Annotated in this window: 21 protein-coding genes; 15 read left to right on the top strand and 6 right to left on the bottom strand. The window is 38.6% G+C overall.

Translation table 11 applies throughout. From position 1 onward, the window contains the following. Nucleotides 1-3 precede the first annotated feature (3 nt). The 3 genes from F9U64_RS14730 to F9U64_RS14720 all read left to right on the top strand — a co-directional run bounded on the left by F9U64_RS14730 (nt 4) and on the right by F9U64_RS14720 (nt 4,339). Nucleotides 4-2,121 carry a carbohydrate-binding domain-containing protein gene (locus tag F9U64_RS14730; RefSeq protein ID WP_194287393.1) on the top strand — a complete coding sequence of 706 codons (2,118 nt, stop codon included), beginning with the start codon at nt 4-6 and terminating at the stop codon, nt 2,119-2,121. Between the two features lie 141 nt (nt 2,122-2,262). Further along, complete coding sequence (locus F9U64_RS14725; protein ID WP_153405180.1) at nt 2,263-2,940, top strand: response regulator transcription factor; 678 nt, start codon at nt 2,263-2,265, stop codon at nt 2,938-2,940. Continuing rightward, a complete protein-coding gene (locus F9U64_RS14720) occupies nt 2,927-4,339 on the top strand; it encodes a sensor histidine kinase (protein ID WP_153405177.1) in 1,413 nt (470 codons plus the stop codon). Before F9U64_RS14725 ends, F9U64_RS14720 begins: the two co-directional genes overlap by 14 nt. Before the next feature lie 38 nt (nt 4,340-4,377). Here the strand turns inward: F9U64_RS14720 and F9U64_RS14715 are convergent, their stop codons facing one another. Next, complete coding sequence (locus F9U64_RS14715; RefSeq protein WP_153405175.1) at nt 4,378-5,034, bottom strand: 4Fe-4S cluster-binding domain-containing protein; 657 nt, start codon at nt 5,032-5,034, stop codon at nt 4,378-4,380. Beyond that, the gene (gene nrdD, locus F9U64_RS14710) at nt 5,031-6,971 is read right to left on the bottom strand and encodes an anaerobic ribonucleoside-triphosphate reductase (protein ID WP_153405173.1); all 1,941 of its coding nucleotides are present in this window, start codon (nt 6,969-6,971) and stop codon (nt 5,031-5,033) included. The genes F9U64_RS14715 and nrdD overlap by 4 nt, the downstream gene beginning before the upstream one ends. 143 nt (nt 6,972-7,114) lie before the next feature. Between nrdD and F9U64_RS14705 the strand changes: the two genes are divergently transcribed. Further along, complete coding sequence (locus F9U64_RS14705; RefSeq protein ID WP_153405170.1) at nt 7,115-7,516, top strand: hypothetical protein; 402 nt, start codon at nt 7,115-7,117, stop codon at nt 7,514-7,516. Nucleotides 7,517-7,542: 26 nt separating this feature from the next. Here the strand turns inward: F9U64_RS14705 and F9U64_RS14700 are convergent, their stop codons facing one another. Beyond that, nucleotides 7,543-8,481 carry a nuclease-related domain-containing protein gene (locus F9U64_RS14700; RefSeq protein WP_194287392.1) on the bottom strand — a complete coding sequence of 313 codons (939 nt, stop codon included), beginning with the start codon at nt 8,479-8,481 and terminating at the stop codon, nt 7,543-7,545. Nucleotides 8,482-8,563: 82 nt separating this feature from the next. Between F9U64_RS14700 and F9U64_RS14695 the strand changes: the two genes are divergently transcribed. The 3 genes from F9U64_RS14695 to F9U64_RS14685 all read left to right on the top strand — a co-directional run bounded on the left by F9U64_RS14695 (nt 8,564) and on the right by F9U64_RS14685 (nt 10,878). Then, nucleotides 8,564-8,923 (top strand): nuclear transport factor 2 family protein, encoded by a 360-nt coding sequence (locus tag F9U64_RS14695; RefSeq protein ID WP_153405164.1) that lies wholly within the window; start codon nt 8,564-8,566, stop codon nt 8,921-8,923. 1 nt (nt 8,924) lies between these two features. After that, a complete protein-coding gene (locus F9U64_RS14690; protein WP_153405161.1) occupies nt 8,925-9,686 on the top strand; it encodes a DUF817 domain-containing protein in 762 nt (253 codons plus the stop codon). A gap of 226 nt (nt 9,687-9,912) precedes the next feature. Continuing rightward, complete coding sequence (locus tag F9U64_RS14685) at nt 9,913-10,878, top strand: LacI family DNA-binding transcriptional regulator (RefSeq protein ID WP_153405158.1); 966 nt, start codon at nt 9,913-9,915, stop codon at nt 10,876-10,878. 37 nt (nt 10,879-10,915) lie between these two features. On the opposite strand, the gene F9U64_RS14680 is transcribed toward F9U64_RS14685, so the two are convergent. Beyond that, nucleotides 10,916-11,446: a YceI family protein gene (locus F9U64_RS14680; protein WP_153405155.1), complete on the bottom strand. Its 531-nt coding sequence runs from the start codon at nt 11,444-11,446 to the stop codon at nt 10,916-10,918. Between the two features lie 138 nt (nt 11,447-11,584). Here F9U64_RS14680 and F9U64_RS14675 point away from each other — a divergent pair, with 138 nt between their 5' ends. The 4 genes from F9U64_RS14675 to F9U64_RS14660 all read left to right on the top strand — a co-directional run bounded on the left by F9U64_RS14675 (nt 11,585) and on the right by F9U64_RS14660 (nt 14,482). Beyond that, nucleotides 11,585-11,911 (top strand): winged helix-turn-helix transcriptional regulator, encoded by a 327-nt coding sequence (locus F9U64_RS14675; protein ID WP_153405152.1) that lies wholly within the window; start codon nt 11,585-11,587, stop codon nt 11,909-11,911. Nucleotides 11,912-11,989: 78 nt separating this feature from the next. Continuing rightward, nucleotides 11,990-12,919 (top strand): nucleoside hydrolase, encoded by a 930-nt coding sequence (locus F9U64_RS14670; protein WP_153405149.1) that lies wholly within the window; start codon nt 11,990-11,992, stop codon nt 12,917-12,919. Between the two features lie 12 nt (nt 12,920-12,931). Beyond that, on the top strand, nt 12,932-13,801 hold the full coding sequence (gene rbsK, locus F9U64_RS14665) for a ribokinase (protein WP_153405146.1): 870 nt from the start codon (nt 12,932-12,934) through the stop codon (nt 13,799-13,801). Nucleotides 13,802-13,807: 6 nt separating this feature from the next. After that, nucleotides 13,808-14,482, top strand: a complete 675-nt coding sequence (locus tag F9U64_RS14660) for a uracil-DNA glycosylase (protein ID WP_153405143.1) — start codon at nt 13,808-13,810, stop codon at nt 14,480-14,482. Between the two features lie 3 nt (nt 14,483-14,485). Here the strand turns inward: F9U64_RS14660 and F9U64_RS14655 are convergent, their stop codons facing one another. Together F9U64_RS14655 and F9U64_RS14650 are read right to left on the bottom strand one after the other, a co-directional pair. Beyond that, the gene (locus F9U64_RS14655; protein ID WP_153405140.1) at nt 14,486-15,136 is read right to left on the bottom strand and encodes a thioredoxin domain-containing protein; all 651 of its coding nucleotides are present in this window, start codon (nt 15,134-15,136) and stop codon (nt 14,486-14,488) included. A gap of 204 nt (nt 15,137-15,340) precedes the next feature. Further along, nucleotides 15,341-16,126 (bottom strand): ion transporter, encoded by a 786-nt coding sequence (locus tag F9U64_RS14650; protein WP_153405255.1) that lies wholly within the window; start codon nt 16,124-16,126, stop codon nt 15,341-15,343. 313 nt (nt 16,127-16,439) lie between these two features. On the opposite strand from F9U64_RS14650, the gene F9U64_RS14645 reads away from it, so the two are divergent. From F9U64_RS14645 to F9U64_RS14630, 4 genes are all read left to right on the top strand, one after another. Beyond that, nucleotides 16,440-17,807, top strand: coding sequence for a TrkH family potassium uptake protein (locus F9U64_RS14645; RefSeq protein WP_153405137.1), 1,368 nt, complete (start codon nt 16,440-16,442; stop codon nt 17,805-17,807). Nucleotides 17,808-18,155: 348 nt separating this feature from the next. Then, nucleotides 18,156-19,109, top strand: coding sequence for an AAA family ATPase (locus F9U64_RS14640; RefSeq protein ID WP_153405135.1), 954 nt, complete (start codon nt 18,156-18,158; stop codon nt 19,107-19,109). Further along, entirely contained in the window at nt 19,106-20,377 is a 1,272-nt protein-coding gene (locus F9U64_RS14635) for a DUF58 domain-containing protein (protein WP_153405132.1), read from the top strand. The genes F9U64_RS14640 and F9U64_RS14635 overlap by 4 nt, the downstream gene beginning before the upstream one ends. Further along, nucleotides 20,374-22,581, top strand: coding sequence for a DUF4129 domain-containing transglutaminase family protein (locus F9U64_RS14630; protein ID WP_153405129.1), 2,208 nt, complete (start codon nt 20,374-20,376; stop codon nt 22,579-22,581). Before F9U64_RS14635 ends, F9U64_RS14630 begins: the two co-directional genes overlap by 4 nt. Nucleotides 22,582-22,601: the final 20 nt, after the last annotated feature.

Here is a 22,601-nt window from a genome sequence, read left to right as displayed (position 1 = left end):
ATGATGAAACATAATAAGAGATGCATTCTATTTCTCAGCCTAATTCTTATTTTTGCGTATATTTTAAGTGGATGCAGTAATGACGCAGCAACAAAGGAAATTGATGTAACAAGCAATATCGTCTCATATGATGCAGACGATACTTACTCAGCTTGGGATGAGGCAGATGTAACCAATATTTATTTAGATGGCACCTCGATTACAATGGATGATAACAATAGTGTTGTTATTAATGAAAATCAGATTGAAATTCATACTACAGGGACCTATGTATTTGCAGGGACTTTAACTGATGGCCAAGTTGTCATAGATGCAGAAGACGCTGGGACGGTTCGTCTTGTACTTAACGGTGCTTCCATTGAATCACAAACAACTGCTCCAATCTATGTGAAGCAAGCGGATAAAACGGTTATTTCGATAGAAGAAGGTACAGATAATTATTTGTCAGATGCCCTAGAGTATATATATCCAGATGAAAAAACAGATGAGCCTTCTGCCGCCATTTACAGTAAAGATGATTTAACGATAAATGGTGGAGGCAACCTGACAGTAGACGGTAATTTTAATGATGGAATAACAGGAAGAGATGATTTGAAAATTACTGGCGGGACAATAACCATCAATGCAATAGACGACGGGATTGTCGGCAGAGATCTTTTCGCACTGAGAGATGCTGATCTTACGATTAATGCAGAAGGTGATGGAGTAAAATCCAGCAATGATTCTGATGCAGAAAAAGGTAATATTGTATTAGAAAGTGGTTCACTAACAATAGATTCGGCTGGAGACGGGATACAGTCAGAAAATACGGTTACTGTTATTGATGGTGAATATACCATTACAGCAGGTGATGGAAGCCCTGATGTCATCGAAGCCCAGGAAACTATGGGTGGTGGTTTTGGCGGCAGAGGGAACTTTGCCCCAGGCGATATACCAGCAGGAGAAGGGCCGCCTGAATTACCATCAGGGGAACAAATGACACCGCCAGAAGGATTTGAAGAAGGGGAAAGGCCACAAGTACCAGAATTTCCTTCTGATCAAACAGAAGGAACAGAGCAACAATCAGAACTCGAGAATGGAACACAATCCGATTCCGCGGAGGTAACTTCCGCAGATGCCACAGAGTCTGCATCATCAGAGGAAAGCACTCCAAGTACAAAAGGAATCAAGGCAGTAAATGAGTTATCCATTTTTGGTGGCACAATTTCCATAGATTCCAATGATGATGCTATTCACAGTGATTTAGATGTTAGCATAACTGCAGGTACATTAGATGTATCGACAGGCGATGACGGACTTCATGCTGATGGGAAGGTAACTATTACTGGCGGTTCTGTCACCATTAATAAAAGTTTGGAAGGTATAGAAGGAACAGATATCGCCGTATCAGATGGAACTATCTATGTGACTTCTGAAGATGATGGATTTAATGTGAGCGGCGGCAGTGATGGATTTGGTATGGCACGAATGGATATGGATGCTGCTGACTCAACTGCAGAAGAGGAAGAAACTGCAGATACTGCAGCAACAGAAGAAAGTGGTGAGTTGTTAATTGAAGGTGGTTATATTTATGTGAACGCCAATGGGGATGGATTAGACTCCAATACGACAGCAACGATGACAGGTGGAACTGTCCTGGTGTATGGTCCAACAAATGGCGGAAATGGTGCACTTGATTATAACGAATCTTTTGACATCGAAGGCGGTACACTTATTGCTGCAGGAAGCAGCGGCATGGCTGAAGGTGTATCTGATACATCCGCTCAGGCAACGATGATGATGACGTTTTCAGAAATGCAAGAAGCCGGTACCTCTGTTTATGTAAAAGACAGTAATGGTGAAGAAGTGATTGCAATTACGCCGGAAAAAGAATTTCAGACAATTGTCATTAGTTCCCCTCTGCTGAAACAAGGTGAGAATTATAGCCTTTCATCAGGCGGCACATTAACTGGTGAGAACAGTAATGGATTATATGAAAATGCAGCATATGAGGGTGGAACAGTGAATGTTGATTTTACCATGGAGAATATGATGACATATGTCAATGAATCTGGGGTAACAGAGCAATCAGAAAACAGGCAGGGCGGTTTTGGCAGAGGTATGCAGAGACAGGCAGAATAAATAATGAAAGGACGTTTCCTTGAACGGGGGACGTCTTTTTCGCATAGGAGTTAAGAAAGGGAGACTGCTTGTTTGTTAACATCATTCTGACATATTTCTATGGTAAAATGTGAGGATAAAATGAATTGGAGATTGTAAACAATGAGTAAAATTCTGATTGTAGAAGATGAGCTGGCGATAAGCAAAGTATTACAAGCATATTTGAAAAAAGCCAATTTTGAAACAGACATAGCGCTGGACGGTGAAACTGCCCTAGAAAAATTTGATCAAATGAATCCGGCACTCGTTTTGTTAGATGTCATGCTGCCAGGAAGAGACGGCTGGCATGTTTTGAAAGAAATCAGGAAAAAGAGTGATTGTCCTGTGATTATGTTAACAGCTTTAAGTGATGTAAATTATCGCCTGGATGGGTTAAATAACGGTGCTGATGACTATATTGCCAAACCTTTTATTGGTGATGAAGTGATTGCAAGAGTACGTGCAGTTTTACGCAGGTATGAAAAAGGCGATCAACATATCAAGCAATTTGGTCAATTGCAAATTGATTTAGAAGCACATCGGGTAAGTCTTTTTCAAAGGGAAATTGAATTAACACCAAGAGACTTAGCGTTATTACTTTTTTTATCGGAAAATCCTAATAAGACCTTTACGAGAGAACAGTTAATTGAACATGTATGGGGCTGGGATTATGATGGAAGTGACAGGGCAGTGGATTTATCCATTAAACGTTTACGAAAAGCGTTAGGTGACTGGCCAGTAACAGAAGGTGAAATTAAAACACTTCGAGGAGTGGGGTATCAGTTAAGTGTTCAAAAATAATCGGAAAATACCATTACAGCGATATTGGACCTCCAGATTTTTGCTGACATTAATTATTGGTTTAGCATTAGTTGCAGTAGTATCTGCCTTATGGATTAAGCATACAACATTAGAAAACCGGCTGCAGGTAATGGAATTTATGGCAGAAGAAACAGCAAGAAGAATTGCGAATATGGATGAAGACAATCTTCCACCAGCTATGGAAATGCACAGATTCCTGGAAGGTGAAGGAAGATTTATTGATATGGAGGGCAAACCAAGTATCTATATCACCGATACAGATGGCAGAATCATGTATGATAATTTAAGAGAAATGCTGGAAAACCAGCAAATTGAGCCGTCTTTTATCGAAAATGAACAAGAAGTGCAAAGGATTCATAACGAAGCGGGAGATTTTTATGTTATAAAAAAACCGATTGAAGATGGTGAAACAAATGTAGGCTGGGTCTTGTATGTCGAGTACAAAGCAAAATTAGCACATGTGGACCAGGCTTATGGCCAATTAACGATTATGATTGTCAGCTTACTTATCCTAGGCTGGATTGCGATTTATATTTTAGCTGGTCGATTAGCGAAGCCGATAAAAGAAGTAGCTAGTGCTGCTAAGCAAATTGAAGAGGGCAATTATCAAATTGAGCTTTCCAATCAAGCAAAAGAAGAAGAAGTCGATACATTGATTCAGTCATTTAAAGAAATGGCAGATAAATTAGAGAGACTGGAAGCATTAAGAACAGAACTGTTGGCAGGTGTGTCTCATGAGCTAAAAACTCCTGTTACCTCAATCAGCGGCTTATTGGGTGCAATTAATGATGGCGTTGTGGAAGGGGAAGAAGCAAAAGAATTTCTCGAAATCTCTATTAAAGAGACTGAAAAAGTCAAGAAAATGGTGGAAGATCTGCTTGCTTTTAATACATTTGCTGCAGGTGGGGTACCTGTTACACTCGATAGTTATTTAGTTAATGAATTAATGAAAGAATCAGTCAATTTATGGGAAAAATCACAAATGAATGAGCCTGTCCAGATCGAAATGAGTTTACTTCAAGGTGATCAGGAAATCGATGTGGACCCTGTACGTTTTCAACAGATTTTGACGAACTTGCTGAATAATGCCAAGCAAGCTATCGACAATGATGGACAAATTCTGGTTGAGGTTGTGGTGGAGAAGGATCACATTCAGATTGATGTAAGCGATAATGGTACAGGAATTGAAGAAGAGGACCAGCCATTTGTTTTCGAGCGTTTTTACCGTGGAACCAACAAGAAATATAAGGTCGGTGGGTTAGGTCTCGGCTTGCCGTTTAGCAAAATGATCGCCCAAGTCCTTGGTGGTGATTTATTATTAATGAATAGTGATAAAACAGGCACAACTTTTCGTCTTATCCTTCCTAAGAAAAAATAGTTAAAGGCTGTCCTTTAATCGGACAGCCATTTTGCATTTTACTTGGAGAAAAAGTCATTAAGAAAATAGGGAACATTCTCGCACTGATAATAACTTTTCTTTGCTTGGATATAGTCTCTGATTTCGTTAAAAAAGCTATCTGCTAAAATGGGATATTTTACTGTCCTTACCTGGTCTAGGGCTGAATTGTGTTTTAATACAGTATCAATACTTTCAAGCAACTTTCCCAAAAGTTTTTCATTCGGTGTGATGCCCATAATATCCTGGAAAATTTGTTTATCTTCTTCCACATCTAATAAATGATAAGGCAGCTTCATATCAATATGGATTCCGTCAGCCAAGTTTTCTTCATATAATTGCTTGATCTTTTCTGGATAGACACCACATGTTGTTACAATGATTTTCCCGCTGAATACAGTGCGGACTTGCTGTAATAACGGTTTAATTTCACTTGTCTTGTTGATTAGAAATTCCCCGCCGCTAAACATAATCGCATCAAATAAAAAGCCGCTTTTATTTAAGTAATCCAGGAGATCTTGTTCTGTTTTATATTGTTTCGGTGTGTTTGCGACAATTTCTTCATAGTTGTGACAGCCATAACAGTGAAGCGGGCATCCAGACAGGGAATGGACCAGTAATGTTGTATGGTCCGGTAAGTCATGAAAGGTGCGGATAAAGTTATTGTAAAATTTCAATATGAACTCGTCCTTAATTCTTTTTCTTTCAGTCGTTTTCTCTCATTCCAGTCATGTCTCCGTGCTTTTGACCAGAAATTATACTTCCCTTGATAATATCCCTTGTCATTTACTTCAATATTATTTCTGGCAATCATTTTTAAATATCCGATCACACGACTGAATGTCGCAATATCAGATGATTCGCATGAGGGACATGTGTGAATATTTTTCGCATCCTCTGCAATGATTTTTTGGCCGCAATCCATACATGAAGTGATCGTTGGTGTTAATGTAATATAGTTAATCGGCTTTTGAAAAATTCGATCAATATACTGAGCAAGCCGCTCTGGTGCTACTTTTGCCTCAAGGAAATGATGGAGCACACTGCCTGATGTCGCATATCCTTGAAATTCGGCACTGTTTTCTAATTGTGCTAGAAAGTCTTCCTCTGAAAATGGCGTCATACAGCCGCTTGTTAGATAAGGATTCTCTCCTTCTCCCTGTGTAATGATGCTGCGGCCATTTTCTTCCGCCCACTTTTTGTCATGTCTGGCCAGTTTAATTGCTGCATTCTCGGCTGGGGCATACTCAATGCCACACGCCACTTTGTCGCGGACGATAAAACTGTTCACTATTTCTGTCATATATTGCATTAATTCATGTGCTAGGAGTTTTCCCTGTTGATCTTTTATCCCGCTCTTAAGCCCGAGATTCATCAACCCTTCATGCATGCCGGTCACAGCAAACACATTAAAATAGTTTTTCAGATTATGATTATAAGAGAAAAATGTCGGATACAGTTCTTTGTTTTGCTCAATCCACTGGCGTTTTGCCATATGTGCTTCTTGCATTACTTCCATGTATTCTTTCATTTTTTGTTTAGCAAGGGAGAGGTCGTGTCCGAATTCCATTAAGATCCGGTTCATATTTAAATTCAAGACTTGCACAGCACCGGTTGAACCTGTGGATGATCCAAAAATCCCGCCGCCCGCTTTTGATAATGTCTCCAGATTAATTTGAAGACGACAGCACAGGCTTCTGCTAACTTCAGGGTCTTTCGCCTGGATTAGTGGGTTCAGTTGCTTATAATATGGATCTTCAAATGGCTGTGTCTTGAAATTCTCAAAATAGACACCGCCCCAGTTATACATTTTGTCAAGCAGCTCAAGAAAAATCGTATTCTGATAATTGAATGTATCGTCGATTTGCACAGTTAATAAAGGAAAAGTGAATGGAATACCATCACTGCCAGTCCCTTCACTCATTACATCAATAATCGCCTGATTAATCTTGTCAAAATACTCACCAGGAATATCTTTATATTTGAATGATTGAGGCTCCCCGCCAATAACGACATACTCCTCATTTATTTCCTCAGAAGGTTTGCCGAATTCCAGTGTGATATTGGAAAAACTGCTTTGCGCCCCTGACCTTAGCGGCATATTTAATTCCCAGATAAGACTTTGGAACATCTGCTTAAGCTCATCTTTTTCGTATGTAAAGTGATGCAACGCCTCAGTGTGGAGATAAGAAGCAGCAACAGTTGATAGCTGTGCAAGCATAACAGCGCCAGAAACCTGTTGGGAGATAAGTGTGACAACATTGCTGAAATGTCTTAATAAGGTAGATAACCTCTTTGTCGGTTTCGATGTGATCATATTTTTTGCAATAGTCGGAATTCCCTTCATTGCAATATCAAGGCAACTGATTGACACACAATAAGGAGCAAGCTGCTTATCGTGAACATAAACGATTCCTTCATCGTAGAGTTCTTTTATTCTAGGAGGAAGCACATGTTGGAATAAAAATTGCTCCTCTGCATGATTGTTGAGGTTATGTCTCAGGAGGGGCAGAGAGTAAACATAATTACTGTTTTCTCTTTTTAGATAATCAGCTTTCTTATCTTCTGATTGGGAGGTGAATTTTTTTATAATTTGCTCAGAATTTTGGAACATTTGGTAACTCTCCTTTTTTGGTGATGAATAGAGTTTAAATCAATATGTTGTGTTTGTATGTGATTTTGATCACTATATATAGTTTTTATTAGATGTAGTAGGCGAAAGGATAGAATGAAGTAGGAAGTAGCAAGAAGTGGCAGGTGCGTCCCGATAAGGAGAAGGTGCAGTCGCAAGAAGAGAGCGGGAGTCGCAAGAAGGAGAGCGGAAGTCGCAAGAAGGAGAGCGGAAGTCGCAAGAAGGAGAGCGGAAGTCGCAAGAAGAAGCAGGAAAGTCGCAAAAAGAGAGCGGAAGTCGCAAGAAGAGAGCGGAAGTCGCAAGAAGAAGCAGGAAAGTCGCAAGAAGAGAGCGGAAGTCGCAAGAAGGAGAGCAGAAGTCGCAAGAAGGAGAGCGGAAGTCGCAAGAAGGAGAGCGGAAGTCGCAAGAAGAGAGCGGAAGTCGCAAGAAGGAGCAGGGAAGTCGCAAGAAGAAAGCGGAAAGTCGCAAGAAGAGAGCGGAAAGTCGCAAGAAGAAAGCGGAAAGTCGCAAGAAAAATCAGGAACTGAAAAAAAGATAGAAGCACAAACCGCTTCTATCTTTTCTCGATTAAAGAACTAAGATCATAAGTTCTAAATTTCGTTTTTCCGCTAGCTGGAAGGTTGAGACTGTTTAAAATCCTATAGGAAGTATATACAGAATCCACATTCAGGAACCATCTAGCTGACTTGTTATTAACTTTACTGCCAAATAAATAATAGAAATCAATTAATGCTGGTATATGGGCTAATGGATCTTTTTCTCTGCATTTAGGACAAATCCACGACCCATAGATTCTCTTCATTACAACAGCCTTACACTTCCCACAAAACACCCCTCTCCTAATCGTCCGATAGTCTTTAACATATTCATATTTTCTCTCTCGATGCAAAGATATCAGCTGTTTCCCTAAACCGAGCAGTTGATCCATGGACATGACTGAATCTCGGTACTGCCCGGAAATTTGCTTTAAGCGAAATGGTATTTGTTGTGAAGGGATCATATCCTGATGTTTGAAGGTCAGGTGTGCTTTTTTGTGGGTGAAGGAGGCTAATGTGTGAATTGGAATAGGCGGGTAACCTAATTGCTTCAATAAAGAGGTCAGTTGCTGTTTTTGTAATTCTGCTTGCAGCAAAGGATGATCATACACATTTTCCTGATCTGAATCTTTCATTTGAACTAATTGATCAGCATCATTAACCAGCAATTTTCCTTTCAGATGCTTCGCTTCCAGAATTAACAGAAAATTCCGGAATAAAAGTAAACTGTCTATTTGAAAAAAATTCTCCTGATGTTTAAGTCTTAATCCATAGAGATCATAATGGGAAGGAAGGGAAGTGAGATCGATGTAATAAGGCAGGCTTGATTCTCCGAGAAAACCAGCAAGTTCTCTGCCGTATGCTTCACTCAGGTCGGGATCGGGATGGAGGATGCGGTCTTGCAATGCTTCTAAATAAGACAGGTGGGGAGTTTTAGCGGGAGGTTTTAAAATCAACAATATCTCTCCAATCTTTTTCCCATATTATAACATAGGAAAATGATATGATATACTGAAAGCAAAAAAAGGAGTGGGAAAAATGGAATCACAGAATCAAATCTTATTTCGAGAATTTAATGAAGCATTTGTAAAAGGAACTACCGATATAATTTTAGCAAGTGTGACGGATGATATTGTTTGGAGAATGGTCGGGACAGATACGATCAAAGGAATAGACGCACTGAAAGAGGCGTTAGCAGGAATGGAAAATGATAACAAGTTTGAGCTGGAAATTGAGCATATGATTACCCATGGGAAAGAAGCGGCAGTAAATGGACTCATCCATTCTACTAATCGTGATGGCGAACAGCGTCACTACAGCTTTTGTGATATTTATCGTCTTAACAAGCATAAAGATGGGAAAATAAAAGAGATTATTAGCTATGTTTTAGAGGTATAAGATGAAGCAGCTCTGGACATTTGGGGTCGAACAGGCGAAGTCATGTCTGTTTGCTGTTGTAATTTTCTCAACATTGGCAATCACACAAATGATTGAACTAACTAATCGCTATGACTGGATCCTGCTTGTGTGTATCATTACACAAGTCATTATGTTAATCACCAAACTGGAAACGTTGGACGAACTCAAAGTAATCTGTGTTTTTCACGTGATTGGCTTAGCGTTAGAGATTTACAAAGTACATATGGGTTCATGGAGCTATCCGGAAGAAGCATGGAGTAAAGTGTTTGGTGTTCCGTTATATAGCGGCTTTATGTATGCAAGTGTTGCAAGCTACCTCTGTCAGGCTTGGCGGAGGATGGATGTGAAGCTGGCACACTGGCCGCCGACATGGTCTGTAGCGATATTAAGTGCGGCCATTTATTTTAATTTTTTTACCCATCATTTTATTTATGATTTCCGCTGGGTATTAAAAGCTGCGACAGTTCTTTTATTTATTCGGACAATTGTTTACTATAAGGTTAACGAAAAAATCTATCAAATGCCTGTTGTCCTTTCCTTTCTGCTAATCGGCTTTTTTATCTGGATTGCGGAAAATATCGCAACATTCTTTGGAGCGTGGCAATATCCGAATCAATCTGATACATGGCAGCTTGTTCATTTCAGCAAAATTAGTTCATGGCTGCTGCTTGTCATCGTCAGTTTTCTTATTGTCGCAATGCTGAAACATATCAAAGGCAGAAACAGAGAATCGCTCACTTAATGGAACGATTCTTCATCCTGCTATTTCAAAAAATCAACATAACTTTCGACCTTATGCGGTTCTTTTTCCTTAGAAGCCAGCTTACTAAAATATAGAATACTACTGCACATGAACAACCAGACAACGATTCCGATTACTATATCCATAAGAAATGCCCCCTTTGAGTGAATCATAGAGCATGGAACGCGTTTCAGAGCAAGAACTCTTTCTGAATTTAGGTGAAAAAATGACAAACATTCGTGATATAGCAAAAATGGCAGGTGTTTCTGTTACAACAGTGTCTAGAGTTATCAATAACCATCCTTATGTAAGTGAGGAGAAAAGGAATCACGTTTTAGAAGTTATGAAGAAGACGAATTATCAAATAAATATGAAGGCGGTTCAGTTAAGTAAAGGGAAATCACAAATGATCGGAGTCGTTGTGCCATTTGCTACCAATCCTTTTTTTGGTTTACTTATTGAAGGAATTGCAAACCAAGCAGTTAAACACCATTTTCATTTTGTGTTAATCCAAACGAATTATGAAAAAGAACGCGAACAAGAAGCACTGAATATGTTAAAGCATAAACAAATAGATGGATTGATTATTACTTCAAGAATTGCTGAAATGCAAGAAGTGGAGGCCTATGTACCATATGGGGAAATTGTTGTTTGTGAAAATGCAACAAATAATCAATTGATTTCTTCCGTGTATTTAGATCATTATCAGGTTATCTTTCGTGCCTTACAATATTTATACAATCACGGTCATCGTAAAATTGGCTATTGTACCGGAAGGGAATCTGGTGCTAATTCTTATTATCGAAAAAAAGCATACAAGGAATTTCTTGAAGAGAAGGAGTTATCATATGACAGCAGTTATGTGTTCACAGATAATTTCTTCTTTGAAGATGGCCATGAGATTGTAAGTAAGATTGTTTCTATGAAAAATCCTCCGACAGCACTTTTGGTTACAAGCGATGGGGTGGCTGCAGGTATATTAACAGCCGGTGAAAAAGTGGGGATTAACGTTCCTGATGAGTTAGCAATCATAGCATTTGATAATCAGCCAAGTGCTAAAATGCTGGATATTACCACATTTGAAGTCCCGCTTGTTCAAATGGGCGAGAAATTATTTTTGCAAGCGATTGGGAAATATCCTATCAGACATGAAGAACTGGAAGTCACATTAATTGAAAGAAAAACAGTGTAAAAAAGCCAACGCACTCATTGCGTTGGCTTATACTATATTAATCTTCAATAGCAAATTCAAACGAACCACTTAGTTTAATATCTTTCCCGATAAGTACTCCGCCAGTTTCAAGAGCAGCATTCCAAGTTAAACCATACTCTTCACGGTTGATTTTACCTTCCACATCAACACCTGCTACGATGTTTCCGCTCATTGGGTCTTTCGCTTTCCCGTTATATTCAACGTTGAATGTTTCTTCGTTTGTTTCACCTTTAATTGTCAGATCGCCAGTTACTTCAAATTCAGAATCGCTGACTTTTTTCACAGACTTGCTTTGGAAAGTGATGTTTGGATGATTTTCTGCATCAAAGAAGTCTCCTGATAACAAGTGACCATTACGGTCTGGGTTGTTTGTTTCAATAGATGCTACTTTTATTGTTACTGTTACATCAGCATTTTCCAGGCTGTCGAAATCTCCATTGAAATCTACATCGAAATCTTGGAATTCTCCTTTAGCTTTAGAAACCATCATATGTTTTACTTGAAAATTCAATGCACTGTGTACTTTATCTAATTTTGCGTTTGCCATAATTAATATTCCTCCCAAAAAATAAATAACTTACTTTATGTAACTAAGTGTACAAAAATTATTTAGTTACGTCAAGTAAATTAGTTATTTTATTTCTGTAAAAATTTCTGCTATAATGTATACAAAGAGGTGAAAGTGATGAGCGATAAGACGATATGCCCAAGATTTGAATCAGCTTTAGATATATTAAATAAACGGTGGACTGGTTTAATTATTTTTCAGTTATTAGAAGGAGCACAGCGCTTCTCTACTATAGAGTCAGTAATTGGGATCAGCGGAAGAGTTTTGTCTGAACGTTTAAAAGACCTGGAAAAGTCCGGAATAGTGAAACGAGAGGTTTATAATGAAACCCCTGTAAGAATAGAGTACAGTTTGACAGAGAAAGGCCGCGCATTAGAACCTGTAATTAAGAGTATTCAACAATGGGCGGAAGGCTGGATGGATGGAGAGTCATCAGCTAAATAGCTAGTACAGTGAAAAGCGGAGATTATTTCTTCGCTTTTTTTCTATGTTAAAATAATAGAAAAAGAGGAGGACACCATTATGAAAATCATTCTGGACTGTGATCCCGGGCATGATGATGCAGTTGCCATCATTCTGGCAGCATCTGCAATCAGTCCGCTCACAATCGAAGCGATCACCACAGTAGCTGGAAATGTTGAGGTGGAAAAGAACACATTAAACGCATTAAAAGTCTGCGATATTATTGGATTAGATGTCCCTGTTGCGCAAGGGGCAGTTCGGCCTCTCGTGAAACAACCTGAGATAGCGGAAGAAATTCATGGAGAATCCGGATTAGACGGACCAAATTTGCCTGCAACACCTGAGAGAAAAGCTATCAATCAACATGCAGTTGACCTTATTATTGATAAACTGTTAACAGCAAATGAGAAGCTGACACTTGTCCTGACAGGCCCATTAACAAACATTGCGCTTGCATTAATAAAAGAACCAAAAATAAAAGATAACATTGAAGAGATTGTGTTGATGGGCGGGGGATCTTATGGGAACTGGACGCCTGCAGCAGAGTTTAATATTTATGTTGACGCTGAAGCAGCAAAGGTAGTTTTTGAGAGTGGTGTGCCTGTCCGCATGTTTGGTCTGGATATCACTCATCAAGTATTAGCAACAGATAAAACCGTTACAGAACTAAAAGAAATGGATCATCCTGTAGCTGATTTTATTGCAGAGCTGTTTATATTTTTCATCAAAGCATATAAAGATCATTTTGATTTTAATGGCGGGCCTGTTCATGATGCTTGTACCGTTGCCCACTTAATGGATCCTGCCATTTTTTCTTTCGAACATCTTCATATCGACATAGAAACCAAAGGAGAACATACCTATGGGATGACGGTGATTGATCGTGACAGAGTGACAGGAAAAGAGCCGAATGTCTGTGTAGCAACAGGTCTTGATGAAAATAGATTCTGGTCATTATTTAAAAATGCAATTGCTTCTTATGGAAATTAAGGTGGTGGGATTGTGAAAAAACCAAAAATTACGGTAATTGGCAGTATCAATATGGATCTGGTAACATCAACAGAAATTTTTCCCGAAAAGGGAGAAACCGTACGTGGCACAACGTTTGAGACACAACCAGGCGGTAAAGGTGCGAATCAGGCAGTAGCTGCTGCCAGGTTAGGTGCGGATGTTCAGATGATCGGCTGTGTTGGTGACGATGCCTTTGGCGAAGAACTTCTAACTGTATTGCAAAAAGAAAAGATTAATGTTGATTCTGTTTCTACCATTCCCGAGACATCCTCTGGTCTTGCGAATATCATACTAACTGAAAAAGATAACCGGATTATTTTTATTTCTGGGGCTAATGAACATGTTACGCCTGCTTTTGTTTCCACGCATAAAGAACAGATCCTTGACAGCGAAATTGTTGTCATTCAATTCGAAATACCTAAGGAAACTATTGAGTATTGTCTGGCGATGTGTTCTGAAAATAATATTCCGGTAATTGTGAATCCTGCACCAGCAATGCAACTATCAGATGAAGCATGGGAGAAGGCAACTTATATTACTCCAAATGAGTCAGAGAGAGCGCAACTTTTTGGGGATGAATATGAAGAAAAAATGATGATAACCAAAGGTGAAGCAGGAGTAGAATTTATTGAAGCGGGTATAAAGACAAATATCCCTGGTCATCAAGTAGAAGTGCTTGATACAACAGGTGCCGGTGATACATTTAATGGTGCGCTTGCTGCACAATTAGCGCAAGGCTCCTCATTGCGTGAGGCATTGACCTTTGCTAATGCTGCAGCTGCGTTATCCGTTCAGAAACTGGGAGCGCAATCAGGAATGCCGACAGCAGAAGAAGTAGATCAATTTTTAAAAAAAGGTTGAGATAACATGTCAAAAGAAGTATTGAAAAATGATTGGGCTAATGTACTTGAACAGGAATTTGATAAAGAATATTATAAGCAATTACGCGAATTCTTAAAAAAAGAGTATCAGCAATATACGATCTATCCAAATATGTATGATATATTTAATGCCCTCAATTACACATCCTATGCTGATGTGAAAGTAGTGATATTAGGACAAGACCCTTATCACGGACCGGATCAGGCGCATGGTCTTAGTTTCTCTGTTAAACCAGAAGTGGACATTCCTCCATCACTGAGAAATATTTACAAAGAACTGGCAGAGGATTTGGGCTGTTCGATCCCTGATCACGGTTACTTAAAAAAATGGGCAGAACAAGGTGTGCTTTTATTAAATAATGTTCTTACCGTCAGAGCAGGACAGGCCCATTCTCATCGCGGAAAGGGCTGGGAACAGTTTACTAATCAAGTTATTGTCAGTTTAAATGATAAAACAGATCCTGTTGTTTACATTCTGTGGGGAGCTGCTGCGCAAAAAAAGCAGGCTCTAATTGATACATCCAAACATTTTATTATCAAGTCACCACACCCTAGTCCGTTATCAGCCCACCGTGGGTTCTTTGGGAGCAAACCTTTTTCGAAAACAAATGAAATTCTACAAGAAGTGGGGAAAGAACCAATTGATTGGCAAATTGAATGAATGCTAGGAAAAGTGAATGGATCCGATATGGTTTAGAGGGAGGAAGACTGGTTCCTGTCTTGCTGATACCAATTCCATCATTGTTGGATAAATGTTCTTTAATTTGCCAATGTGGTCGGGTTTTGTGCCAAGATCGATGATAACTATCTTCCCAAGTAGCTTCTGTAATTGAATTTCAAGTGTTCTGGAAAGATTCATCGTGCTTGGGTGAAGTGGCAGTTGTTCCTGGGCTAACCCGTAAGGTATCTCGTTTTCTTTGTATGGAATTAACCATTTCAAGTGATGGAGCGGAATAAACATTGTCTTATAAACAGGCGAATAAAAAACGAAATAATCATTTAGTACATTCGTTATATACCCATGAATGGATTGAGCTGAGGAAACAACAATCTCTGTAAAAATTCCTTTTGCATTTATTAATACTTTCCTTAATGATAATTCTTTCATATGACCAGGCAAATCCAGTTCGGGTGTAATTCTGCCATCATTGCATTTTTTTATTTGCTGAATATGTGCGACAGGTATATAGATGAATTCATTATTTTTATAGATCAGGAGAATATCGCTTCCTGCTTCTATAAGGATTCCATCCAGTTTCTGTTCAGCGAAATACACTGTGATAGACTGATTCAGTTGATTTTTTAATATACTCAACTACCGAACCTCCTTCAGGATATGTGTTTATACTCAAAGTATATGTATCTGTTAGTTAGATTGCATAACACAACAGCCTAAAATTAAGAGAAAAGGGGACGGAAATAACCTGCACTAAAACCCGAACTTATGTCCCGGACTCCTGATTTCACGCTCAGGGTCCGGTCAATATGTTGCTGAGCAGATGCCTTATGCTTGCATAGTCTATTTATTTTTTTCTAATAGTAATTGTTTCACTTCTTCTATCTCTTTTCTCAATGCACTTATTTCATGGATTTCACGTTTGATTTCATCTGATTCTTCTTCAATGTTTTCTGATAATTTCTGGGCATTATTAACAATTTCCCCTACGATTAAATTGATCATAATGAAGGTTGTGATAATAATAAATGATATAAAGTAAAACCATGAGGAAGGAGATTGCTCAAAAATCGGCCGGAATATTCCGCTAGCCCATGATTCTAACGTGAATATCTGGAATAAGGTAACAGAGCTTAAGAAAATGTCACCAAAATATTCAGGCGAGATTTCACGATAAAAACTGGTCCCTAAAATAGCATAGACATAAAATATAATGGCCATAATAAGAAGAACACTGCTTATTGTCGGAATAGCCATAAAAAGAGCTGTAACGATCCGTCGTAAGGTAGGAACAGTGGAAATTGTACGGAACACACGAAGAACGCGGAAGATCCGTAATACACTTACGAATGGTGTGCTGTATAAAATAACGCTGCCTAGTACGATGATGAGATCGAAAATATTCCAGAAGTTATGGAAGAATCCTTTCCTTAGGACGGCTATTTTCAAAAGTACTTCTATAGTGAAAATAGCGAGGATGATTACATCCAAAGTAAAGAACAGTGTGTAATTGTTGGAATAGACACCAGGGTAGGTCTCTATCCCGATTAATATGGCATTAATAATAATAAGCCCAGTAATAAACCGGTTAAACCGAGTATCCATCACAAATTTTCTCAACATTTCCATCAAATTTAATTTTCTCCTTTACATTGTAAAATACGAATAAACTACTAAAAATATTGTAAATTGAAACTACTAGAAAAACAAATTTATCTAACCAAGTTTCGCTAATGTTCCGAGTGATCAGAACTTCCAACTGATCAAAGTCTCGCTTATTATAAATAAATCATCTATAATTTTTTCTAATTCTGCAAGTTTCATCTCCTTGTTTTAAACATATGTTAATTCCTTTTACAACTTTAGGAGAAAGTGATGCTTATTTATCACGAATATGGTAAACTATCGACTAGTTTCAATAAATTGAGGGAGAATTATCAGAATGAAGATCCGGGAAATTTGGAATAAAATATTTAAACAATGGTCAACGATTCATCTTATCGTTACCTATTACTTTTTAGCTGTTATTATCTCAACCATTATCGTTAGTTTACCAGTTTTCCATAAGCCAGGTGTCGAGCTGTCCTTTATTGAAGCTATGTTTACTGCTGTTACTTCCATCAGTGTGACAGGATTAACAGTTGTATCAATTTCCGACACTTTTAATTCAGCTGGTCAAATAGCTATTGCCGTCATATTGCATTTGGGCGGTATTGGGATTATGACAATGGGGACATTTATCTGGGTTCTCCTTGGGAAAAAAATCGGAATCAGAAACCGTAAATTAATTATGGTTGACCAAAATAGTAAAACATTAGCAGGCTTAGTGAAGCTGATGTTAGAGATATTTAAAATTATTCTTTTAATCGAACTGATTGGTGCGATTGTATTATCCTTACACTTTCTGAACTATTATGATACGTTTCAGGAAGCTCTTCATCATGGTATATTTGCATCAATCAGTGCTACAACAAATGGAGGGCTGGATATTACAGGTGCTTCCTTAATACCGTTTGCTGATGATTATTTTGTCCAATTTATCCATATGGTTTTAATCATTCTTGGAGCAATTGGCTTTCCAGTCTTAGTAGAAGTACAAGAAGTATTACAAGGGAAAAAATATGGTATTAATGATCGTCATAAATTTACCTTATTTACCAAAATAACCACGATCACCTTTTTCTGGTTAGTTATCGTTGGAGCGGTTCTAATTTATGTCCTTGAGCACAATAATTTCTTCGCAAACAAAAGCTGGCATGAGACTTTTTTCTATAGTCTGTTTCAGTCGGTTACTTCCAGAAGCGGGGGCTTATCAACAATGGATGTCTCAGAGTTCTCTCTGCCAACATTATTTCTGATAAGTACATTAATGTTTATTGGAGCTTCACCAAGCAGTGTCGGCGGGGGGATTCGAACAACAACATTTGCCATTATGCTATTGACAATCTGGAATTATGCGAAAGGAAATTCCAGTGTAAAAGTATTTGGCAGGGAGCTTGACCAGGAAGACATTCTGCGTTCCTTTATTGTCATCTCCACTGCTTTAATGTTGTGTGTTTCTTCTGTGATTGTTTTATCATACACAGAGAACTTTTCCCTGATTCAAATTGTATTTGAAGTTTCATCGGCATTTGGAACAACAGGTTTGTCGATGGGAATCACACCAGATTTATCAACATTCGGAAAATGCCTGATCATGTGTCTCATGTTTATCGGAAGAATCGGTATTTTCTCCTTCCTGTTTCTTGTACGCGGAGATGCAAGCCAGGATAAATTTCATTACCCGAAAGAACGTGTCATTATCGGATAACCTCTTAGCGCCGTCTAAGAGGTTTTTTTCTTCAGCGGTGAGCTAGCAGTATCTAAATTAGTACATTAGTGAGTGACACATTTGTGTATTTATTGTTCGGTTTTTTGATTAGCTATCTTTGCTATGTTCCATCATCTTTTTCTTCCAACAGAACTCCAATTTGTTATTGCTGGCTTTTCTTCCATTAATAGATTAATTTTCTTATCATTTCAATAAGCTTCCTTCTTCTAAAAATTGTATGAGAATGGTATGCTAAGGGTAGAATGATAGATAGCAGATTTGTAGTAAAAAAATATAGTTAAGACACCGAGATCACTATACCAGCATAATAGAGATGGAGGCCACGAAATGACAAAGTATCACATACAAGTAAATGAAATCCTTGATAATATACAAAAAGTAATTATCGGGAAAGAACGTGAAGCAACATTAAGCCTAGTAGCTCTTTTAGCAGATGGGCATGTATTATTAGAAGATGTACCAGGTGTCGGAAAAACGATGCTTGTTCGTGCACTTGCCAAATCCCTTAATTGTGATTTCAAGCGGATTCAGTTTACTCCTGATTTGCTTCCATCAGATGTAACAGGTGTTTCCATATACAATCCGAAAGATATGGTCTTTGAATTTAGAGAGGGACCAATTTTTGGTGATATTGTGTTAGCTGACGAAATTAACCGTACCTCACCTAAAACGCAGTCAGCACTGTTAGAAGCAATGGAAGAAATGAATGTAACGGTTGACGGTGTCACAAAATCATTAAACAAACCATTCTTCGTCATGGCAACACAGAATCCGGTAGACTATGAAGGAACTTATCCGTTACCGGAAGCACAGCTTGACCGGTTTATTATGAAGTTAAGTATGGGATATCCAAATGAGACAGATGAATTGGAAATGTTAAACCGAACAGATCGAAAGCATCCAATTGACCAAATTTATCCTGTTATTGATAAGAATCAGCTCCTTGAAATGCAAGCAGTGATTGAAGATGTTTATATCGATCAATCAGTAAAACAATTGATTGTTCAGATTGCTTCAGGTACAAGGAAAAATAACTATGTACAGCTGGGAGTCAGTCCCCGCGGCTCTATCGCATTGATGCGTGCAGCCAAAGCCTATGCTTTTATTCATAATCGGGATTATGTCATTCCTGATGATGTCCTGTTCCTTGCACCATTTGTGTTAACCCACCGGATTATCCTAAGGCCGGAAGCCAGATATGATGGAATGACACAAGAGAAGCTGCTGGCAGAAATTGTGGAAAAAGTTGATATACCTGTTCGAAAGGAACTGCATGGATGAAGAGGACAGCACAACATTTAGGCAGAGTCATTCAATTGTGTTTGTTTATCGGTATTCTTTTTTCCTTTGCAATGTTCCAGGGAGGGTTTCTCAGCTGGTTTCTTTTTTACAGTATTACACCGATTCTTGTTTATATGCTTATCATTCCTTTCTATCCATTCAAATATTGGCGGGTGGAAAGGGACCTGTCTGCAAGCTATGTTGATGCAGGCAGTTCAGTAGAATTAAAGATTAACATCAAGCGTAAAACGCATTTTCCTCTTTTTTATGTCATGGTTGAAGAATCATGTCCTGCATCCCTAAAGTATAAGGATATTGGAGATAAGAAATATCAGTATATGGCGGATCAGTCCTATTATCGTGAAAATCGCACATTGAAGAAGATTCTTTTTCCCTATTTTAGAAAAGAGTTTAGTGTTTCATTTAAATTGGATCATTTACCTCGTGGTAAGCATGACTTTACCACAATCAAACTATCAACTGGAGATCCATTCGGGCTCGTATCAAGTGAGTTTAATCTAAACCTGGATTCTCATGTGGTGGTGTATCCTGCCATTCATGAGATTAAATGGCAGCTGAGAACAAACAGCTTAGAAGAGGGGAGCAATCCTGCTAATATGTATGATGAAAGATTAACAAACGTTGTATCAGGAGTTCGGGAGTATATACCAGGAGATCGTTTTTCGTGGATAGACTGGAAAACAACGGCGAGAAAAAATACAGTGATGACAAAAGAATTTGAGCAAGAAAAGGATGCGCATATAGCAGTTCTATTACCAGTGAATAACGGGAAACAGCTTTTGCCAATGTCATTTGAAGCTGCAATTGAGCTTTGCTTATCGATTTTAAGCAGAATGAGATCAAAAGGGCAGCATATAACTCTCCATGTTTTTGCAGAGCAGGAGAAACATTTTACCTCTCAGCAGATTCAGTCCCAATTTGCCAGTGTCCAGAATTATTTAGCTACGATTAAACAGGGAGAACAATCAAATATTTCTGGCAAGCTCCAGCAGACTGTGCATTACCTCCCTAAAGGAACACTCATCTTAACGATTGTTACCTGTTTAGACGCAGAATTGGTAAACAGTTTGATCGCGAAAAAGAAGCTGGCTTATCAATTATTCGTTTGTTACATTTCTTCAGAAAAACAGTTAACACTGGAAAATCAACGAATGATACAACAGCTGGAATTGAAAGATATTGCAGTTCAGACAATTACGGAGGCAGATTTAGTGAAAGAGAAATGGGAGGTGAGTGCAGCTAAATGAATAATACAAAATATTCCTTTTCCCTCTCCTCATTAATTATTATTACAGCAGGGTTTGTATTGTTTTGGGAATGGCTGAGACCTTTAGAGCAAATCACAGATACAGGAAGTATGCATGTATTTATTATCTATACGGCTTTTTGTTTTGCGATTTCTTTTTTCTTTAAAAACGGCTGGCTGAAGTTTATTTTTAAAGGAATTGGTTTAATTCTTGTCATAGATTATTTGTTTTTGACAGGGTTTCTGTTCAGCGGGGAATGGATCGCACAGTTATCAATGGAGCTGCAATACAATCTCCAGATAATTCAGCAGGCGAACTGGACAGAGATGTCTCCTTTATTTAGAAGTTTCCTGTTTTTTATTTTGTTATGGTTAATGAGTTATTTACTGCATTACTGGTTTCTGATCGCGAATAAATTTTTCCTTTTTGTCGTACTGACAATCTTCTATTTGGCAATATTGGACACATTTACGGTGTATGTTGCAACTACGGCGATTGTCCGGACTGTTCTCATTGCATTTATTGCATTAGGTCTTAGCCGCTACATGCAGCTGCAGCACTTAGGGGTTCCGATCGAGAGGAATAAGCAAAACTTTTTTAAATGGATGGTGCCTGTATCACTAATGGTGCTAGTTGTTGTGGGGGTAGGATTATTTGCACCAAAGCTTAATCCGCAATGGCCAGACCCTGTCCCGTTTCTTCAAAGCACCGCAGGACATGTCGGATTCGGTGAAGGCACTTCTTTCCAGAGGGTCGGTTATGGCGAAAATGACTCCAAATTAGGTGGTTCCTTTATCAAAGATGACACACCCGTGTTTGAGGCATATGCCAAAGAAAGGTTATATTGGCGGATTGAGTCAAAGGATGTTTATACAGGAAAAGGATGGGAAAGGTCAACTGAATTAGATTATGACCCGATAAGGGCAAGCAGAATAGAATTCGAAACTTTTTCCTTTACTGAAGTGGAGACAACACAATCAGAAGCATCCCTTCGTTATGCACCGGAAAGTAATTTGTCTAAAGTCCCAATTCCCTATGGATCCAGCTTTATTGTAACACCGACGGGCGTCAACCTATTCCAGGATATGGAGTCAGGGATGATGGAAGTGGAAGCGGGAGAACAAAACTTAATTAGCCAATCATTCAATATATTGTATGAAGACCCTTCATTTAATATCGATCAGCTGAATCAGGTAAGCGGAAGTGATCCAGATTATATAAGGAACCAGTATCTTCAATTGCCTGAGACTTTGCCGCAGCGAGTACATGATTTAGCTGCAGAAATTGTAAAAGAAGAACAGACAAGATATGAAAAGGCAAAAGCGATCGAAGGGTATTTTGGCAGTAATGGGTATACGTATCAAACAGAGGATGTTTCTGTTCCTGAACAAGGCGAAGATTATGTTGATCAGTTTCTGTTCGAAACAATGGTTGGCTATTGCGATAACTTCTCCACATCGATGGTTGTCATGTTACGCTCTTTAGATATACCAGCACGATGGGTAAAAGGATTTACTGGAGGTAATTTGCAGCCTGACCAGGAAAACCTGCCTGATGGTTATAATTTATATGAAATAACAAACAATAATGCCCATTCATGGGTAGAAGTTTATTTTCCGGAAGTTGGCTGGGTACCATTTGAACCAACAAGCGGTTTTACTAATCCAACTGAATTCTACCAGGAAACATCTGGTGAAGCATTAACGCCTGAAGTACCTGAAGAGGCTGTGGAAGAAGAATTGGCAGAAGATCCAGCACAGCAAGAAACAGAAAACGTAGAAACAGCGCAAGAAGAAAATAGTGAAACTTCAACTGGAAATGATCAGGAAAATAATAATGGGCTAATCTGGCTTATTGGTTTTGCTATCCTGATCGCTGCAGCATTCATTCTGATCTTTTGGAAACGAAAGGAAATCAGGGATTGGTATGACAAACGGAAATGGGGAAATATTGCCAAGCGAATGGAGCTTGATAAGAGCTACTTATATGTATTAGATGTTTTGGCCAGAAGAGGTTTTCACAGGAATAAAGGCCAGACACTACGTCAATATGCACGGTTGATTGATGAAAAAATGGGCATAAATGAAATGATGGAATTAACGTTAATATATGAACAATACTTGTATCGCGGATCTGATGAGAAAGTGGATAAAGATAAACTGCGTCGGCTTGTTCAGAAAATCATGGATCAAATATTTGCTTGACCAAAAAAACGTCGATTGAT

The sequence above is a fragment of the Gracilibacillus oryzae genome (assembly GCF_009498735.1).
Lineage (GTDB): Bacteria > Bacillota > Bacilli > Bacillales > Amphibacillaceae > Gracilibacillus > Gracilibacillus oryzae.
The sequence above is the reverse complement of the archived record's forward strand: the minus strand, read 5'-3'. Positions and strand labels throughout refer to the sequence as shown.

Excerpts from the sequence above, each read along its gene's own strand:
- F9U64_RS14730 (WP_194287393.1), top strand. The coding sequence starts at position 4 with ATGAAACATAATAAGAGATGCATTCTATTTCTCAGCCTAATTCTTATT.
- F9U64_RS14725 (WP_153405180.1), top strand. The coding sequence starts at position 2,263 with ATGAGTAAAATTCTGATTGTAGAAGATGAGCTGGCGATAAGCAAAGTA.
- nrdD (WP_153405173.1), bottom strand. The coding sequence starts at position 6,971 with ATGTTCCAAAATTCTGAGCAAATTATAAAAAAATTCACCTCCCAATCA.
- F9U64_RS14695 (WP_153405164.1), top strand. The coding sequence starts at position 8,564 with ATGGAATCACAGAATCAAATCTTATTTCGAGAATTTAATGAAGCATTT.
- F9U64_RS14690 (WP_153405161.1), top strand. The coding sequence starts at position 8,925 with ATGAAGCAGCTCTGGACATTTGGGGTCGAACAGGCGAAGTCATGTCTG.
- F9U64_RS14685 (WP_153405158.1), top strand. The coding sequence starts at position 9,913 with ATGACAAACATTCGTGATATAGCAAAAATGGCAGGTGTTTCTGTTACA.
- F9U64_RS14680 (WP_153405155.1), bottom strand. The coding sequence starts at position 11,446 with ATGGCAAACGCAAAATTAGATAAAGTACACAGTGCATTGAATTTTCAA.
- F9U64_RS14675 (WP_153405152.1), top strand. The coding sequence starts at position 11,585 with ATGAGCGATAAGACGATATGCCCAAGATTTGAATCAGCTTTAGATATA.
- F9U64_RS14670 (WP_153405149.1), top strand. The coding sequence starts at position 11,990 with ATGAAAATCATTCTGGACTGTGATCCCGGGCATGATGATGCAGTTGCC.
- F9U64_RS14660 (WP_153405143.1), top strand. The coding sequence starts at position 13,808 with ATGTCAAAAGAAGTATTGAAAAATGATTGGGCTAATGTACTTGAACAG.
- F9U64_RS14650 (WP_153405255.1), bottom strand. The coding sequence starts at position 16,126 with ATGGAAATGTTGAGAAAATTTGTGATGGATACTCGGTTTAACCGGTTT.
- F9U64_RS14645 (WP_153405137.1), top strand. The coding sequence starts at position 16,440 with ATGAAGATCCGGGAAATTTGGAATAAAATATTTAAACAATGGTCAACG.
- F9U64_RS14640 (WP_153405135.1), top strand. The coding sequence starts at position 18,156 with ATGACAAAGTATCACATACAAGTAAATGAAATCCTTGATAATATACAA.
- F9U64_RS14635 (WP_153405132.1), top strand. The coding sequence starts at position 19,106 with ATGAAGAGGACAGCACAACATTTAGGCAGAGTCATTCAATTGTGTTTG.
- F9U64_RS14630 (WP_153405129.1), top strand. The coding sequence starts at position 20,374 with ATGAATAATACAAAATATTCCTTTTCCCTCTCCTCATTAATTATTATT.